The sequence below is a fragment of the Streptomyces venetus genome, assembly GCF_039540295.1.
Lineage (GTDB): Bacteria > Actinomycetota > Actinomycetes > Streptomycetales > Streptomycetaceae > Streptomyces > Streptomyces venetus.
In genome coordinates, this window is sequence record NZ_BAABET010000005.1 from 197850 (window position 1) to 214038 (window position 16189).

14 protein-coding genes are annotated in these 16189 nt (G+C 71.0%); 10 read left to right on the plus strand and 4 right to left on the minus strand.

The genetic code is table 11. From position 1 onward, the window contains the following. Positions 1–39 precede the first annotated feature (39 nt). A complete protein-coding gene (glp, locus tag ABEA82_RS17970; RefSeq protein WP_345662538.1) occupies positions 40–1377 on the minus strand; it encodes a molybdotransferase-like divisome protein Glp in 1338 nt (445 codons plus the stop codon). Between the two features lie 4 nt (positions 1378–1381). Next, the gene (galU, locus tag ABEA82_RS17975) at positions 1382–2284 is read right to left on the minus strand and encodes a UTP--glucose-1-phosphate uridylyltransferase GalU (RefSeq protein ID WP_345662539.1); all 903 of its coding nucleotides are present in this window, start codon (positions 2282–2284) and stop codon (positions 1382–1384) included. 132 nt (positions 2285–2416) lie between these two features. Here galU and ABEA82_RS17980 point away from each other — a divergent pair, with 132 nt between their 5' ends. Next, entirely contained in the window at positions 2417–3004 is a 588-nt protein-coding gene (locus ABEA82_RS17980) for a 5-formyltetrahydrofolate cyclo-ligase (RefSeq protein ID WP_345662540.1), read from the plus strand. A gap of 108 nt (positions 3005–3112) precedes the next feature. Here the strand turns inward: ABEA82_RS17980 and ABEA82_RS17985 are convergent, their stop codons facing one another. Beyond that, positions 3113–5920 (minus strand): penicillin acylase family protein, encoded by a 2808-nt coding sequence (locus tag ABEA82_RS17985; RefSeq protein WP_345662541.1) that lies wholly within the window; start codon positions 5918–5920, stop codon positions 3113–3115. Between the two features lie 245 nt (positions 5921–6165). Between ABEA82_RS17985 and ABEA82_RS17990 the strand changes: the two genes are divergently transcribed. From ABEA82_RS17990 to mscL, 6 genes are all read left to right on the plus strand, one after another. Then, positions 6166–7701 (plus strand): potassium/proton antiporter, encoded by a 1536-nt coding sequence (locus ABEA82_RS17990; RefSeq protein WP_345662542.1) that lies wholly within the window; start codon positions 6166–6168, stop codon positions 7699–7701. A gap of 292 nt (positions 7702–7993) precedes the next feature. Next, a complete protein-coding gene (locus ABEA82_RS17995) occupies positions 7994–9352 on the plus strand; it encodes an MFS transporter (protein ID WP_345662543.1) in 1359 nt (452 codons plus the stop codon). A 67-nt stretch (positions 9353–9419) separates the two neighbouring features. Then, the gene (locus tag ABEA82_RS18000) at positions 9420–9743 is read left to right on the plus strand and encodes an FmdB family zinc ribbon protein (RefSeq protein ID WP_345662544.1); all 324 of its coding nucleotides are present in this window, start codon (positions 9420–9422) and stop codon (positions 9741–9743) included. Between the two features lie 78 nt (positions 9744–9821). Then, complete coding sequence (locus ABEA82_RS18005) at positions 9822–10736, plus strand: S-methyl-5'-thioadenosine phosphorylase (protein WP_345662545.1); 915 nt, start codon at positions 9822–9824, stop codon at positions 10734–10736. 208 nt (positions 10737–10944) lie between these two features. Next, complete coding sequence (locus ABEA82_RS18010) at positions 10945–11559, plus strand: CpaB family protein (RefSeq protein WP_345662546.1); 615 nt, start codon at positions 10945–10947, stop codon at positions 11557–11559. Positions 11560–11682: 123 nt separating this feature from the next. Then, a complete protein-coding gene (mscL, locus tag ABEA82_RS18015) occupies positions 11683–12141 on the plus strand; it encodes a large conductance mechanosensitive channel protein MscL (RefSeq protein WP_345662547.1) in 459 nt (152 codons plus the stop codon). A gap of 52 nt (positions 12142–12193) precedes the next feature. Here mscL and ABEA82_RS18020 read toward each other — a convergent pair whose 3' ends face one another. Next, the gene (locus ABEA82_RS18020) at positions 12194–12370 is read right to left on the minus strand and encodes a hypothetical protein (protein WP_345662548.1); all 177 of its coding nucleotides are present in this window, start codon (positions 12368–12370) and stop codon (positions 12194–12196) included. A 56-nt stretch (positions 12371–12426) separates the two neighbouring features. Between ABEA82_RS18020 and ABEA82_RS18025 the strand changes: the two genes are divergently transcribed. The 3 genes from ABEA82_RS18025 (at position 12427) to ABEA82_RS18035 (ending at position 16111) form a co-directional block, all read left to right on the plus strand. After that, entirely contained in the window at positions 12427–13695 is a 1269-nt protein-coding gene (locus ABEA82_RS18025; protein ID WP_345662549.1) for a low temperature requirement protein A, read from the plus strand. After that, on the plus strand, positions 13692–14732 hold the full coding sequence (locus tag ABEA82_RS18030; protein WP_345662550.1) for a P1 family peptidase: 1041 nt from the start codon (positions 13692–13694) through the stop codon (positions 14730–14732). The genes ABEA82_RS18025 and ABEA82_RS18030 overlap by 4 nt, the downstream gene beginning before the upstream one ends. Positions 14733–14896: 164 nt before the next feature. Next, positions 14897–16111, plus strand: coding sequence for a L,D-transpeptidase (locus tag ABEA82_RS18035; protein WP_345662551.1), 1215 nt, complete (start codon positions 14897–14899; stop codon positions 16109–16111). Positions 16112–16189 lie beyond the last annotated feature (78 nt).

A 16189-nucleotide genomic window follows, 5' to 3' on the forward strand; every position in this document is an offset into this window, starting at 1 on the left:
GCCTGCTGTGCGCGACACGGTACCCCCAACCAGCCGGGCTCAGCCGAGCAGGACCACCTCGACCTCGGTGCCCGGCTCGACGGACTCGGTGTCCTCGGGGACGACGATCAGCGCGTCCGCGTGGGCGAGGGCCGCGACCAGGTGCGATCCGGCGCCGCCGACCGGGCTCACGCGTCCGCCCGAGCAGGTGGCACGCAGGAACTGGCGGCGGCCCTTCGGGGAGGTCAGCGCCTTGTCGGCGGTCAGGGTCGCCCGGGTCGTCGGCCGGTGGAGGTCCTCCAGGCCCATGAGGGCGCGGATCGCGGGGCGGACGAACAGCTCGAAGGAGACGTACGACGACACGGGGTTGCCGGGCAGGGCCAGCAGCGGGGTGTGGTCGGGGCCGATGGAGCCGAAGCCCTGGGGCTTGCCGGGCTGCATGGCGAGCTTGCGGAAGTCGATGCCGCTGCCCGCCTCGTCCTCGTCGCCGACGTGCGACAGCGCCTCCTTGACGACGTCGTACGCGCCGACGCTCACGCCGCCCGTGGTGACCACCAGGTCGGCGCGGACCAGCTGGTCCTCGATGGTGGAGCGCAGGGTCTCGGCGTCGTCGGCGACGGCGCCCACCCGGTAGGCGATGGCGCCGGCGTCGCGGGCGGCCGCGGTGAGGGCGAAGCTGTTGGAGTCGTAGATCTGACCGGTGCGCAGCTCCTCGTCGGGCTGGACGAGTTCGCTGCCGGTGGAGAGCACCACCACGCGCGGGCGCGGGCGCACCCGGACGGTGCCACGGCCGATCGCGGCGAGCAGGGAGATCTGCGGCGGGCCGAGGACGGTGCCGGCCTCCAGGGCGCGGTCGCCGGCCTTCACGTCGCTGCCCTTGGCCCGCACGTGCGCCCGGGGCTCGGCCGGGCGGTACACCCGCACCTGCCCGGTGGCGCCCTCGGGGGCGAGGGCGCGGGCGCGCATCCCGCGGACCGGGCCCTCGCCGAGCCCGCCGTCCGTCCACTCGACGGGCACGACCGTCTCGGCGCCGGGCGGCAGCGGGGCGCCGGTCATGATGCGGGCGGCCTGGCCCGGGCCCACCTGGAGCGGCTCGGCCTGGCCCGCGGCGACGTCCCCGACGACTTCCAGGGCCGCAGGGAACCGCTCGCTCGCGCCCGCCACGTCGGCGACCCGCACCGCGTACCCGTCCATGCTGCTGTTGTCGAACGGCGGCAGGGACACCGGCACCGTGATGTCGTCGACCAGGACGCAGCCCTGGGCGTCGAGCAGGTGCAGCTCGATGGGTTCCAGGGGGCGGACGGTGGCGAGGATGTCCTCCAGGTGCTCGTCCACCGACCAGAGGTGGTCGGGGCCCGAGTGGTCCTGGCCGGTGACGTGGGGCGCGGCGCTGCTCAACGGGTTACATCTCCTCGGCTACGTAACTGCGAAGCCAGGTCCGGAAGTCCGGGCCCAGGTCTTCACGTTCGCACGCGAGGCGGACGATGGCACGCAGGTAGTCGCCGCGGTCGCCGGTGTCATAGCGGCGGCCCTTGAAGACGACGCCGTGCACCGGGCCGCCGATCTTCTCGTCGGCGGCGAGTTGCTGGAGCGCGTCCGTGAGCTGGATCTCACCGCCGCGGCCGGGCTCGGTCCGGCGCAGTATGTCGAAGATGTGGGGGTCGAGGACGTAGCGCCCGATGATCGCGTAGTTGGAGGGGGCGTCGGCCGGTTCGGGCTTCTCGACCAGGCCGCTGACCTTGACCACGTCGCTGTCCTCGGTGGTCTCGACGGCCGCGCAGCCGTAGAGGTGGATCTGCTCGGGCGCGACCTCCATGAGTGCGACGACGCTGCCGCCGCGCTGCTCCTGGACCTCGACCATGCGCTGCAGCAGGGGGTCGCGGGGGTCGATCAGGTCGTCGCCGAGGAGGACGGCGAAGGGCTCCTCGCCCACGTGCGGGGCGGCGCACAGGACGGCGTGACCGAGGCCCTTGGGGTCGCCCTGGCGGACGTAGTGCATGGTCGCGAGGTCGCTGGACTCCTGCACCTTGGCGAGGCGGCTGGCGTCGCCCTTCTTCTGGAGAGCCGACTCCAGCTCGTAGTTGCGGTCGAAGTGGTCCTCGAGGGGGCGCTTGTTGCGGCCCGTCACCATGAGGACGTCGTCGAGACCCGCGGCGACGGCCTCCTCGACCACGTACTGGATCGCGGGCTTGTCCACGACCGGCAGCATCTCCTTGGGAGTGGCTTTGGTGGCCGGCAGGAACCGGGTGCCGAGGCCTGCTGCGGGAATGACAGCCTTGCTGATCCGAGGGTGCGACTGAGTCATGCCCGCCACCCTATCCGGTGCCTTTGGACGGAATCTGCGGCTCCGGTTCATAGACGCTCATATGAGCGTATTAACACGGTACGGGAGCAACCTTTGTGTCACATCGAACGTCCGGGGGAGCCTGACAAGCGGATGTTGCGACGAGAGTTCCTCGCGGTGAGGAACAGGTTGACGGCGGATGACCTGCGGGAAACCTCGGCCGCGCTGGCCGGGCGGGCACTGGAACTGCCCGAGTTGGCCGAGGCCCGCACGGTGGCGGCGTACGTCTCCGTGGGGAGTGAACCGGGGACACTCGCGCTCCTCGACACGCTGTGCGCCCGGGGCGTGCGCGTCCTGCTTCCGGCCCTGCTGCCCGACAACGACCTGGACTGGGGCGTCTACACGGGCGAGGGTTCGCTCGCGCGTGTCCAACACGGCGGCAGGATGGCCCTCTTCGAGCCCGCGGGCGAGCGCCTCGGCCCGGACGCCGTGACCACCGCCGACGCCGTGCTGCTGCCGGGTCTGGCCGTCGACGCGCGCGGCATGCGCCTCGGGCGCGGCGGAGGCAGTTACGACCGGGTCCTGGCCCGGCTGGAGCGGGCCGGGGCGCATCCCGCGCTGGTGGTGCTGCTGTACGACACGGAGGTCGTCGAGCGCGTCCCGGCGGAGCCGCACGACCGGCCGGTGCACGCGGTGGTGACGCCCTCGGGAGTACGCCGGTTCCGGCCCCGGGCCGACTGACGCGCCCCAGGCCGACTGACGCGCCCCAGGCCGGCTGACGCGAAGAACGGCCCTCCACGCGCGCGTGGAGGGCCGTTCTGGTGTTCTCAGTGACTCACGGTCGGTGGCTCACGGTTTGAGCACCAGCTTGTCGGTCGTGCCGGTCTCGACCGCCTTGTCCGAGTAGGACCACGGCAGCAGCTCGCCGTCGGACCACTTGTCGGTCTGGTCGACGTAGTGGGCGCTGTAGGCGTGCCCGGAGGCGCCGGAGAGGTTTATCCAGCGCGACTTGTCGAGGTCGCCGAGATTCACGACCATCCGCATGGACGGCACCCATACGACCCCGTAGCCGCCGGCGGCGTTCCAGCCGGTCGCGTTGACCGTCGCCTCGCCGCCGCTCAGCTCCCACGGGCCGCGGTTGAGGGTGTACTGGAGGAAACCGGGACCCTCGGTGCCGAGGGTCTGGTTCTTCAGGAACAGGCGGTGCAGCCGGCCCCAGCTCCAGGTGTCGATGTCCTTGCCGAGCTTGGCGGTCAGCTCCCAGCGGGCGTCCACCATGGCCCGCTTGAACAGCTGGTCGCGGTTGACGGCACCGTCGCGGGTGCCCACCTCGGGCGTCTTCCACCAGTCGCTGTCCGGCTGCTGCATCAGCCTGCGGACCACCTCGAACCAGCGGTCGCCGCCGTCTGGCTGCGCCTGGTCGGGGTCGCGCTGGCCGCACTCGCGCATCTCCTGGGCCTCGTCGGCGGGGCCGGTGGTGTTGACCGGCTTGACCCACAGGCACTGGCCCTTGGGACGCAGCTCCTTGGGCAGCTTGTTGCCGAAGGCGAGCTTGAGGATGTTGCGCCACACCGCATTGAAGTAGGCGGCCGCGGCCGAGTCGGCGTCCTGGGTGTAGTCCCAGCCCTCGAGGAGCTTCTGCGCCTCGCGGACGTCCTTGCTCTTGGGGTCGATCTTCAGCAGCGTGGGCACCAGCAGCCGGGCGATCTCACTGCTGCTGTCCAGTTGCATCTGGCGCATGTCGTCCGTCGAGATCTTGCCGCCGTCCTTGATCTTCGACTGGATCAGGTCGGTGATCCGCTGGCTGCGCGTGCCGTAGCCCCAGTCCGCGGTGAGCGTGTACGGGTACTTGTCCGAGTCGACCACGGCCTGGTTGGCGGTGACGATGTAGCCGCGCTCCGGGTTGTACTCGTAGGGCAGCGCGTCCTGGTCGATGTAGCCGGTCCAGCGGTACTTCGGGTCCCAGCCGGGCGCCGGGACGGAGCCGTCGTCGTCCTTGGAGCGCTCGGGGATCCTCCCCGGCAGGGTGTAGCCGATGTTGTCCTCGGTGTCCGCGTAGATCAGGTTCTGCGAGGGGACCTCGAACTGCGCGGCGGCCTTGCGGAAGTCGGTCCAGTTCTTCGCCTTGTCCATGGCGAAGACGGCGTCCATGGTGGTGCCGGGCTGCAGGGCGGTCCAGCGCAGCGCGACACCGTAGCCGTCGCCCCGGTCGGGTGCGGCGGTGTCGACGGAGGCCTTCTTGCCGACCTTCACGAGCTCCTCGGCACGGTCGGAGAGCAGCGGCCCGTTGTTGGTCTCGCGGACGACGATCTTCTTCGGCGGGCCGCCGGCGACCTTGATGGTCTCCTCGCGCGTCTCGAAGGGCTTGACCTTGCCGTCGTACAGGTAGCCGTTGCCGGTGATCTTCTCCAGGTAGAGGTCCGTGACGTCGACCCCGGAGTTGGTCATGCCCCAGGCGATGTCCTGGTTGTGACCGATTATCACGCCCGGCATACCGGCGAAGGTGTAGCCGCTGACGTCGTACTGGCACGCGCTGGAGACGCTGCGGCAGTGCAGGCCCATCTGGTACCAGACGGACGGCAGCGAGGGCGACAGGTGCGGGTCGTTGGCCAGCAGGGGCTTGCCGGTGATGGTGTACTTCCCGCGGACCACCCAGGAGTTGGAGCCGATGCCGTCGCCGTTGACGCCGACGGCCGGCGGGAGGTCGTCCAGGACCTTGGTGAGGCCGCCGAGCTGACCCTGGAGACCGGCGGTGCCGGAGCCCGAGGAGCCTGAGGCGCCCGAGGTGCCGGAGCTGCCGGAGCTGCCGGAGGAGGCGCCGGCGGTACCGTTCGCGCCGTTCGTACCGCTCGCTCCGCCGGTGGTGCCGCCCTGCTCGTACGTCCCGGTCAGCTCGTTGTACTGGCCCTCCTGGACGATCGCCTTGTTCCGGCCGTACGGGTACTCCGGGTACAGGTCGGCGATCTGCTTCGGGCCGAGGCGGCTGGTCAGCAGGGCGCGGTCGACCTCGTCCTGCATGTTGCCGCGCAGGTCCCAGGCCATCGCCTTCAGCCAGGAGATCGAGTCGACCGGGGACCACTTCTGCGGCTTGTAGTCGTTGGTGAACCCGAGCGCCGCGTACTCCAGGGAGATGTCCTTGCCGTCCTTGCCCTGGAGGTAGGAGTTGACCCCCTGGGCGTAGGCCTGGAGGTACTTCTTCGTGGCGGCCGACAGCTTGGTGTCGTACTCCTGCTTGGCGACCCGGTCCCAGCCGAGGGTGCGCAGGAACTCGTCGTTGTCGACCTGGCTCTCGCCGAACATCTCCGACAGCCGCCCGGCCGCCATGTGGCGGCGCACGTCCATCTCGTAGAACCGGTCCTGCGCCTGGACGTAGCCCTGCGCCATGAACAGGTCCGCGTCGGAGGAGGCGTAGATCTGCGGGATGCCGTAGTTGTCGCGTTTGACCTCGACGGGTCCCGAGAGGCCCTTGAGCTGGAGGGTGCCCTTGGTCTGCGGGAAGGAGGCCCGGACGGTGCTGACGGACCAGTACCCCCCGAAGGCGACGCCCCCGATGAGGGCCAGCGCCAGGAGGAGCACGACGAGACGGGCTTTGCGCCCCTTTCTCCTGCCGGACTTGCCGGGCTGCTGACCCGTGGAGGCGGTGGTGTTGGGGGGCATCGCTGTCCTTGCTGTCCTAACGCGAGCGGCAGGTTCGGCTGTGCTTTTAACTGAGCGCTGGAGCAACGATAGGCGCAGGGCCTTGCGCCCCTTGACGCGGAGTCGGGAACAAGCCCGGACGAACGTTCGATCTTGCACCCGGAAGCGTCAAGAAATCGTCAAGAGTTAGGTAAGGTAACGAAGTAGTTGGCGCGGTGCGCCGACAGCGTCATGTGCGATGTACGTGAGCCCACGCGCGGGTACGTGTGAGCCAGGGAAGGATTCGGCCGCTGACTATTCACCACCTCAACCAGCTCCTGCTCGTCTGCTCGCTCGTCCTGCTCGTCGCCGTCGCAGCGGTACGGATCTCCTCGCGCAGCGGGCTCCCCAGCCTGCTCGTCTACCTGGGGATAGGCGTCGCCATGGGCCAGGACGGCGTGGGCGACATCCACTTCGACAACGCCGAACTGACCCAGGTCATCGGATACGCGGCCCTGGTCGTGATCCTGGCCGAGGGCGGTCTGGGCACGAAGTGGAAGGAGATCGAGCCGGTCATGCCGGCCGCCACGGCACTGGCGCTGGCCGGTGTCGCGGTGAGCGTCGGGGTCACGGCGTCGGCGGCGCACTACCTGATCGGGCTCGAGTGGCGGCAGGCGCTCATCATCGGGGCGGTCGTCTCCTCGACCGACGCGGCGGCCGTGTTCTCCGTGCTGCGCAGGATCCCCCTGCCCACGCGCGTGAAAGGCACGCTGGAGGCGGAGTCCGGCTTCAACGACGCCCCGGTGGTCATCCTCGTGGTCTCACTGTCCACGGCGGGCCCGGTCGACCACTGGTACGTCCTGCTGGGTGTGATCCTGCTGGAGCTGGCCATCGGCGCGGCCATCGGGCTCGCGGTGGGCTTCCTGGGCTCCTGGGGGCTGCGGCACGTGGCGCTGCCGGCCTCCGGCCTGTATCCGATCGCCGTGATGGCGATCGCCGTGGTGGCGTACGCGGCGGGCGCGCTGGCGCACGGCAGCGGCTTCCTCGCCGTCTACCTCGCCGCGATGGTGATGGGCAACGCGCGGCTGCCGCACTGGCCGGCCACCCGCGGTTTCGCCGACGGGCTCGGCTGGCTGGCCCAGATCGGCATGTTCGTCCTGCTGGGCCTGCTGGTCACCCCGCACGACCTGGGCGACGACATCGTGCCCGCGCTCGTCATCGGCCTGGTGCTGACCATGGTGGCGCGTCCGCTGAGCGTGGTGCTCTGCCTGACCCCGTTCCGGGTGCCCTGGCAGGAGCAGGCCCTGATGTCCTGGGCGGGACTGCGCGGGGCCGTCCCCATCATCCTGGCGACCATCCCCATGGTCGAGGGCGTCGACGCCAGCCGCCGGATCTTCAACATCGTCTTCGTCCTGGTGGTCGTCTACACCCTGGTCCAGGGCCCGACACTGCCCTGGCTGGGCCGCAAGCTGCGCCTCGGCGAGGGCTCGGAGGCCGCGGACCTGGGCATCGAGTCGGCACCGCTGGAGCGGCTGCGCGGGCATCTGCTGTCCGTGGCGATCCCCGAGGGGTCGAAGATGCACGGCGTGGAGGTGGCCGAGCTGCGACTGCCGCACGGCGCCGCCGTCACGCTCATCGTGCGCGGAGGCGAATCCTTCGTTCCGCTGCCGACGACGATTCTGCAACGGGGGGACGAGCTCCTCGTGGTCGCCACGGACCCCGTCCGGGACGCGACGGAGAGCCGGCTGCGCGCCGTGGGACACGGCGGGAAGCTGGCCGGGTGGCTGGGGACGGACGGGGCGGGGCGCCAAGGGCGGCGTTGAGCGGCGTGAGCGTTACGGATGGGTTTCGCACCTTTCACACCCCGGGGTTTCACAGGCGTACGACTCCGTGGTGCTCTTTTTCACAGGCCGCTCGACCCCGTCGCCTGTACGATGAAGGCGTCACCCAAGATCGAACCAACTCTGCCTGACGCAGAGCTGGCGCGACCGTATGGCGGTCGGGTCACCCCTCCTCACCGGGCCCCGGCATCTACCGCAGTTCCGCGCAAGAGGACAGCTCTCGGCGCCGCCCGCTGACCGGGTCGCGCTACCAGGCGGCAGAAAGGCACGGGCCGTGGCGTCCACGGTCACCTCGAAGAAGTCGCGGAACCCGCAGACTTCGGAGAAGCGGAACCCGAAGATCTCGGAGAATCGGAACCCGAAGACCTCGGAGAACTCGACGGCTTCCGCCCGCCCGGGATACGGCCGGCTGCTGCGCACCCGCGGCGCCTGGACGTTCCTGCTCCCCGGTTTCGCGGCACGCCAGCCGTTCGCGATGCTGACGATCTCCATCGTGCTGCTGGTGCAGCACACCACCGGCTCGTACGGAGCGGCGGGCGCCGCCGCGGCCGTCACCGGTGTCTCCATGGCCCTGTTCGCGCCCTACAGCGGGCGTCTCGCCGACCGCTACGGCCAGCGCGCGGTACTGATCCCCGGCGTACTGCTGCACGCGCTGGCCGGGCTGGCGCTGACGGCGCTGGCCCTGGCGGACGCTCCCCTGTGGGCGCTGTTCGCGGCGGCCGTCCCGACCGGCGCCTCGGTGCCGCAGGTCGGGCCCATGGTGCGGGCCCGCTGGGGCGTGAAGCTCAAGGATTCGCCGCTGATGACCACCGCGGCGGCCTTCGAGTCGGTCACGGACGAACTGACCTTCGTCGTGGGCCCGCTGCTGGCCACGGCCCTGTGCACGGCCGTCGACCCCGCCGCCGGCCTGGTCACGGAGGCCTCGCTGACCCTGCTCGGCGGTCTGCTGTTCGCCGCGCAGAAGGGCTCCCAGCCCTCGGTCTCACGCGAGGGCCACGCGCGCGTGGAGCACGTCTCCGCGTTGCGCGTCCCCGGCGTGCGCGTGCTGATCGTGACCTTCCTCGGCATCGGCTCCGTCTTCGGCGGTATGCAGGTCTCACTGGCCGCGTTCACCGAGTCGATCGGCGAACCCGGCCTGAACGGCGTCCTCTACGGCGTCTTCGCCGCGGGCAACATGCTCTCCGGCATCGTCTGCGGCGCCATCGCCTGGAAGGCGGCCCCGCAGCGGCGCCTGGTCGTCGGCTACACGGCCCTGGCGCTCACCGCGTCGGGCCTGTGGGCCGCCCACTCGGTCCTCGTCCTCGCCGGCCTCGGCCTGCTGGTCGGCATGTGCATCGCGCCCGCCCTGATCACCGGCTACACCCTGGTCGAGAGCCTGGTCCCGGCCGGCGCCCGGACCGAGGCCTTCACCTGGCTGACCGGCGCGGTGGCGCTGGGCCAGGCGGCCGCCGTCACGGTCGCCGGGCAGCTGGAGGACCGCTTCCGGGACGGGGCCGGTTTCCTGGTCCCGATGGGCGGCACCGTGCTGGCTCTGCTGACCCTCCTGGCCCTGCGTTCCCGGCTGGTGGCACCCGCGCACGGCCGGACCGTGGCACGTGGCGTGGGTCACCGCGTGCCGGTGGCAGTGGACTGAGCGGCCGGAATACGTCACTATGGAGCGTCGTTAGCACTCATCGAGTGAGAGTGCCAGGAGGAAGACAGTGCCGACCTACCAGTACCAGTGCACCGAGTGCGGCGAGGGCCTCGAGGCGGTGCAGAAGTTCACCGACGATGCCCTGACCGAGTGCCCGAACTGCAAGGGCCGCCTGAAGAAGGTGTTCTCGGCGGTCGGCATTGTCTTCAAGGGCTCCGGCTTCTACCGGAACGACAGCCGCGGCTCCTCGTCGAGCAGCTCCCCGGCGTCGTCGAAGTCGTCGAGCTCGTCGTCCTCGGACTCGGGCTCCGGGTCCGGGTCGAGCTCCAGCTCCGGTTCGAGCTCGTCGTCGAGTTCCGGCAGCTCCGCCAGCAGCACCACCGCCGCGTAAGGCCTGATTCTTACGGGACCCTGTCGCCTCTCCGGCGACGGGGTCCTCGGCGTTTCCGCGTGCGGTTAAGGTGCGGGCATGGTGAACAAGGCGAACGTGGCGGGCTCGGCGGGATCGGTCGACTCGGCGGGATCGGCGGGATCGGCGGGATCGGCGGACAAGGGGAGCGCCGGGATCGGTGTCATAGGCGGCTCGGGGTTCTACTCCTTCCTCGACGAGGTGACCGAGGTCCAGGTCGACACCCCGTACGGGCCGCCCAGCGACTCCCTCTTCCTCGGTGAGGTCGCCGGCCGGCGGGTCGCCTTCCTGCCCCGGCACGGGCGGGGCCACCACCTGCCGCCGCACCGGATCAACTATCGGGCCAACCTGTGGGCGCTGCGGTCGGTCGGCGTGCGCCAGGTGCTCGCCCCGTGCGCGGTGGGCGGTCTGCGTCCCGAGTACGGGCCGGGCACCCTGCTGGTGCCGGACCAGCTGGTCGACCGGACCAAGTCCCGGGCGAACTCGTACTTCGACGGACTGCCGCTGCCCGACGGCTCGGTGCCGAACGTGGTGCACGTGTCGCTGGCCGATCCCTACTGCCCCGCCGGGCGCGCGGTCGCGCTGAAGGCGGCGCGCGGCCGGGACTGGGAGCCGGTGGACGGCGGCACCCTCGTCGTCGTCGAGGGGCCGCGCTTCTCGACCCGTGCGGAATCGTTGTGGCACCAGGCGCAGGGCTGGTCGGTGGTGGGCATGACCGGTCACCCCGAGGCGGCGCTCGCCCGTGAGCTGGAGCTCTGCTACACGTCCCTGACCCTGGTCACGGACCTCGACGCCGGTGCCGAGACCGGGGAGGGCGTCTCGCACGACGAGGTGCTGCGGGTGTTCGCGGCGAACGTGGACCGGATGCGGGGAGTGCTGTTCGACGCGGTGGCGGGGCTGCCGGCGGAGCAGGAGCGGGACTGTCTGTGTGCGGGGGCGCTGGGTGGGATGGATCCGGGGTTTGCGCTGCCGTAGGTGATGCGGCGGGCGCTGTCGGGCGTGGAGTGTCGTGTGTGGGGAGTGTCGTGTGTGGGCCGCGAGGGGGCGGAAGTCGCCGTTCGGGTGAGGGAGTTGTCCACAGGCCGGGGGTAGGTCCACAGGCCTGAGCGGGCGGCGGCGAGAAGCCTCATCGTGGGGAGCGCAAGCCGGTCCCTCGTCTCCCTCACCGCAGGTGGTGGTCCCCATGTCCCTCGCTCGCTCTTCGTTCGCGCCTTCCACGCCGTCGTGGTCCGTGCCGTCGTGGTCCGTCGCCCCGGGCCCGCCCGGCCCCGAGGTGCCGGCGACCCGGGAGGTGCCGCGGTTCGATCCGGTGCGGGTGCGCGGCCGGTCCCGGGCGGGCCGGCTCGTGCGGAACCGGCGGCGGGCCGTGGCGGTCGGACTCGCGGTCACCGCGACCGCGCTGGTGGCGGCCGGGCCGCGCGACGCCGACGGGGCGCGTGGTCATCCCCGCGCGCAGCCTCCCGCGCACGCGGCCTCGGGGTCCGGGACACACCCGGTGCGGACGCGTGGTGCGGGAGGGGCGGTGGGGGCGGTGACCGCCCCGGTCCGGATCGCCGACGCTGCCGCCGTGCGGCTGCTGCGGCCCGGCGACCGGGTCGACGTCATCGCCGCCGCGGAGACGGTGGCGGGTGGTGACGCGCGGGTGGTCGCGCGTGGGGCCCGGGTGACGAAGGTGCCGGAGCCTGAGGAGGGCGCGACCGACGGCGGGGCGCTGGTCGTGCTGTCGGTGCCCCGTGCCACCGCCGCCCGGCTCGCCGGGGCGAGTGCCACGGCGCGGTTGGCGGTGACGCTGTGGTGACCACGTGCATGTACTCGTCAAAGCCGTCGCGCGAGGGACCCGGGTGCTCCCTTCGGCCCAATCTTCACGTAGGTTGCGGAGCGTTTTGTTCCACAAGCTGTTTGTGTGAGGAGAGGTCCCGAGGTGAGCGAGAACAAGGAACCGAGTATCTGGGAGGGCTTCAAGGCCTTCCTGATGCGCGGAAACGTCGTCGACCTGGCGGTGGCGGTGGTGATCGGCGCCGCGTTCACCAACATCGTCACCGCCGTGGTGAAGGGGATCATCAACCCGATCGTCGGGGCCATCGGGACCAAGAACCTCGACCACTACAGCTCGTGCCTGAGCTCGACGTGCCAGGGCGAGCAGGGCATCCAGATCCTGTGGGGTTCCGTCCTGGGCGCGGCCCTGAGCTTCGTGATCACCGCGGCGGTCGTCTACTTCCTGATGGTCCTGCCGATGGCGAAGTACCTGGCCCGGCTGGAGGCCCGCCGCAAGGCGAAGGAGGGCGCGCAGGAGATCATCGAGGTGACCGAGCTGGAGGTGCTCAAGGAGATCCGCGACGAGCTGGTCGCGCAGCGCGGCGCCGGGGACGGTCGGCGGTAGCGCGACGGGCGGCGACCGGCCCGGCCCGGAAACGGTGGGCCGGCGGCCCGGCTCAGAGGTGGTGGGGCGGCTTCTCGTCGAGGAAGCGCTTGAGGTCGGCCGCGCCGCCGGTGTCGGTGCGCTCGCCCCAGCCGCGGTCGGTGTCGTCGGAGGACTGCTGGTCGAACGGATCGTCGAAGATCAGCGCGGGCTTCGGCGCGCGCGGCTCGGGGTCGGGGGCGGTGCTCATGCGTCCAGGGTACGGTCGCGGAGAAAATCCCGGCGCCTTCTGTTGTGCTGGGAGTCATGACGTCCAGCCCCGCTCCCCCGCCCGTCCCCTCCGGCGCGACCGGCGGCTCCGGGTCGCCCGGCGACCGCGGGCCGCTGCGCAGGCTCAGGGCCCGCGGGCGCGACGAGACCCACCGGGCGGCCTCGCCGCTGGAGCTCTTCTTCGACCTGTGCTTCGTGGTGGCCGTCGCCCAGGCGGGCACGGAGCTGGTGCACTCCGTCGCCGGGGGACACGCGGGCGAGGGGATCCTCGACTACGCGATGGTGTTCTTCGCCCTGTGGTGGGCGTGGATGAACTTCACCTGGTTCGCCTCGGCGTACGACAACGACGACGTGCTCTACCGGGTCGTCACCCTGGTGCAGATCGCGGGTGTGCTGGTCCTCGCGGCAGGGGTCTCGCGGGCGTTCGAGGAGCACGAGTTCCTCGTGGTCTGGCTGGGCTACCTGATCATGCGGCTCGCCATGGTCGCCCAGTGGCTGCGGGCGGCCCGCACCGCCGAGGGCCCGGAGCGGACGACGGCCCTGCGCTACGCCGGTGGTGTGCTGGCGTGCCAGGCCGGCTGGCTGGGGCTGCTGTTCCTGCCCGAGGGCGCCCGGCCGTGGTGGTTCCTTTTGATGGCGCTGCTGGAGATGTGCGTGCCGCCGCTCGCGGAGAAGGGGCACCCGACGTCCTGGCATCCCCGCCATATCGCCGAGCGGTACGGGCTGTTCACCATCATCGTGCTCGGCGAGACGATCGCCGCGGCCACGGTCGCCGTGAAGTCCGGCATCGACGAGAACGACGCACTGGGCGAGCTCCTCCCCATCGCGGCGGGCGGGCTGCTGATCATCTTCGCCGCGTGGTGGGTCTACTTCGTGGTGCCCATCCACGGCCATCTGCGGTCCAACCGGCAGGCGTTCCTCTGGGGCTACGGCCATTATCTGGTCTTCGCCTCGGCCGCCGCGATCGGGGCCGGCCTGGAGGTGGCCGTGGAGCAGACGGTGGGCGAGGCGCACATCTCGACGCTGGCTGCGTCGGCGGCCGTGACGCTGCCGACGGCCCTGTATCTGCTGACGCTGTGGGCCCTGCACTCGCGGCACTTCAAGGCGGGCATCGCCCAGCAGCTGGTGCTGCCGTCGACGGCACTGCTGGTGATCTGCTGCACGTTCCTGGGTGACTGGGCGGTGTTCGTGGCGGGTGTGGTGTGCGCGCTGTCGGTGGTGGCGGGAGAGACCCTGGCCGCCCGTCCCGTGAGGAGCCCGATGGCACCCGCCGGGCCCACTGCTGGACAACACTGGGCACCATGACAGTTGACGCTCTGGTGGACGCTCTGACGGATGTCTCCGGCCTGCGGGTGGGGCACGCGACACGTATCGGCGACGGTTGGCTCACCGGTACCACGGTGGTGCTCGCCCCGGAGGGCGGGGCCGTGGCCGCCGTGGACGTGCGGGGCGGTGGTCCCGGCACCAAGGAGACGGACGCGCTCGACCCGCGCAACGTGGTGCGGAAGGTCGAGGCCGTCGTGTTGACCGGCGGCAGTGCGTACGGGCTCGACGCGGCGTCGGGGGTGATGGCCTGGCTGGAGGAGCGGGGGCGCGGGGTCCGTGTCGGGGCGGACCCGGGGCACGTCGTGCCGGTGGTGCCCGCCGCCTGCGTCTTCGACCTGGGGCGAGGCGGCGACTTCCGGGCCCGGCCCGACGCGGCCACGGGGCGTGCGGCGGTCGAGGCGGCCGCGGCGAGCGAGCTGGGCGCACCGGTGCCTCAAGGGTGTGTGGGCGCCGGTACGGGGGCGGTGGTCGGGGTGATGAAGGGGGGCGTCGGCAGCGCGAGCACCGTGCTCGGCTCGGGGATCAAGGTGGCCGCGCTGGTGGTGGCCAACGCGGCGGGGTCGGTGCTGGCCCCGGAGACGGGGGTGCTGTACGGGGAGTTGTTCGAGGGACGTGTGGAGTACCCGGCGGCGGAGGTCCACGAGGCCGCGCAGCGCCGTCTCGCCGAGACCGCGGCGAGGAGCGCGCCTCCGCCGCTCAACACCACGCTCGCGGTGGTCGCCACGGACGCGGACCTGTCGAAGGCGCAGGCACAGAAGCTGGCCGGTACGGCACACGACGGCATCGCCCGCGCGGTGCGGCCGGTGCACCTCCTCAACGACGGGGACACCGTGTTCGCCCTGGCGACGGGAGAGCGCGCTCTGGACGCCGCGAACCCGCTCGCCCTGAACGAGATCCTCGCGGCGGGCGCGGACATGGTGACCCGGGCGCTCGTCCGGGCCGTGCGTGCCGCGGAGCCGGTCGACGGCCCGGGCGGGGCGTGGCCGTCGTACGGGGAGCTGTACGAGAGCCACTGAACCGACGGTCGCGTACAGCCACTTCATAGCGCTGCGGGACATTGTCCCAGCGCTGTAACGGTGATGTCGTTCCTGGCGGTCGGACGCAACCCGACCGGCTGCCCGGCCCCTCTTCCCTCACGACCGGAGCGGATCACGCACATCACATCAACTGGGGGAAGCCCGTGAAAACGCCGGACATTGCAGCGCGGCGCACACTGGGGGCCTGTGCCGCCCTGATGGTCGGCGCCCTGACGCTCACCGCCTGCGGTGGCAGCGCCAACGCCAAGGACGACGGCAAGGACGGCGACTCGGCCAAGACGTCCGTCGCCAAGATCGCCATCTCGGCGAAGGACGGTTCGACCGGCGCCTCCATCAACACGACCGGCGTGAAGGTCAGCGACGGGAAGCTGACCGAGGTGAAGATGACGGTGGCGGGCAGCGGTCAGACCGTGCCGGGCTCGGTCTCGGGCGACGGGAAGACCTGGAAGCCGAAGGAGCAGCTCGAGCGCGGGACGAAGTACCAGATATCGGCGACCGCGAAGGACACCGAGGGCCGTACGGCCGCGGCCAACTCGATCTTCACCACGGTGACGTCCTCGGACAGCTTCATCGGGACGTACACCCCGGACAACGGCGCCACGGTGGGGGTGGGCATGCCGGTGTCGTTCACCTTCGACAAGGCCATCACGAACCAGAAGGACGTGCGGTCGCACATCACGGTCACCTCCAGCAGCGGGCAGAAGGTGGTCGGGCACTGGTTCAACTCCCAGCGTCTCGACTTCCGGCCCGAGGACTACTGGAAGGCCGGTTCCAAGGTCACGATGAAGATCGACCTGGACGGGGTCGAGGGCACGAACGGCGTCTTCGGTGTGCAGAAGAAGACGGTCACCTTCACCGTCGGCCGCTCGCAGGTCTCCACGGTCGACGCCAACTCGCAGACCATGACGGTCGTCCGGGACGGCAAGACCGTCAAGACGGTCCCGATCTCCGCGGGCAGCCCGGAGCACACCACGTACAACGGGCAGATGGTGATCTCCGAGAAGTTCGTGCAGACCCGGATGAACAGCCGGACGGTCGGGCTGGGCGGTGAGTACGACATCCCGGACGTGCCGCACGCGATGCGTCTGACGACGTCCGGCACGTTCATCCACGGCAACTACTGGTACAACAAGGGCAATCCGCCGTTCGGCCGCGAGGGCACCAGTCACGGCTGCGTCGGCCTCGCCGACGTCCAGGGCGCCCAGGGCAGCACCTCCGCCAAGTGGTTCTACGACAACTCGCTCATCGGGGACGTGGTGATCGTCAAGAACTCCCCCGACAAGACGGTGTCGCCGGACAACGGGCTCAACGGCTGGAACATGGCATGGAGCCAGTGGGTCGCGGACAGCGCCTCCTGAGCGACTGAACGACCCTGCCAGTAAGCGTTTTTGACGGACAGAACGGGCCGCGCGGGAACTTTTCGCGCGGCCCGCGCG

Coding starts and splice junctions, on each gene's coding strand:
- galU (WP_345662539.1), bottom strand. CDS start 2,284: ATGACTCAGTCGCACCCTCGGATCAGCAAGGCTGTCATTCCCGCAGCA.
- ABEA82_RS17980 (WP_345662540.1), top strand. CDS start 2,417: ATGTTGCGACGAGAGTTCCTCGCGGTGAGGAACAGGTTGACGGCGGAT.
- ABEA82_RS17985 (WP_345662541.1), bottom strand. CDS start 5,920: ATGCCCCCCAACACCACCGCCTCCACGGGTCAGCAGCCCGGCAAGTCC.
- ABEA82_RS18005 (WP_345662545.1), top strand. CDS start 9,822: ATGGTGAACAAGGCGAACGTGGCGGGCTCGGCGGGATCGGTCGACTCG.
- ABEA82_RS18010 (WP_345662546.1), top strand. CDS start 10,945: ATGTCCCTCGCTCGCTCTTCGTTCGCGCCTTCCACGCCGTCGTGGTCC.
- ABEA82_RS18020 (WP_345662548.1), bottom strand. CDS start 12,370: ATGAGCACCGCCCCCGACCCCGAGCCGCGCGCGCCGAAGCCCGCGCTG.
- ABEA82_RS18025 (WP_345662549.1), top strand. CDS start 12,427: ATGACGTCCAGCCCCGCTCCCCCGCCCGTCCCCTCCGGCGCGACCGGC.
- ABEA82_RS18030 (WP_345662550.1), top strand. CDS start 13,692: ATGACAGTTGACGCTCTGGTGGACGCTCTGACGGATGTCTCCGGCCTG.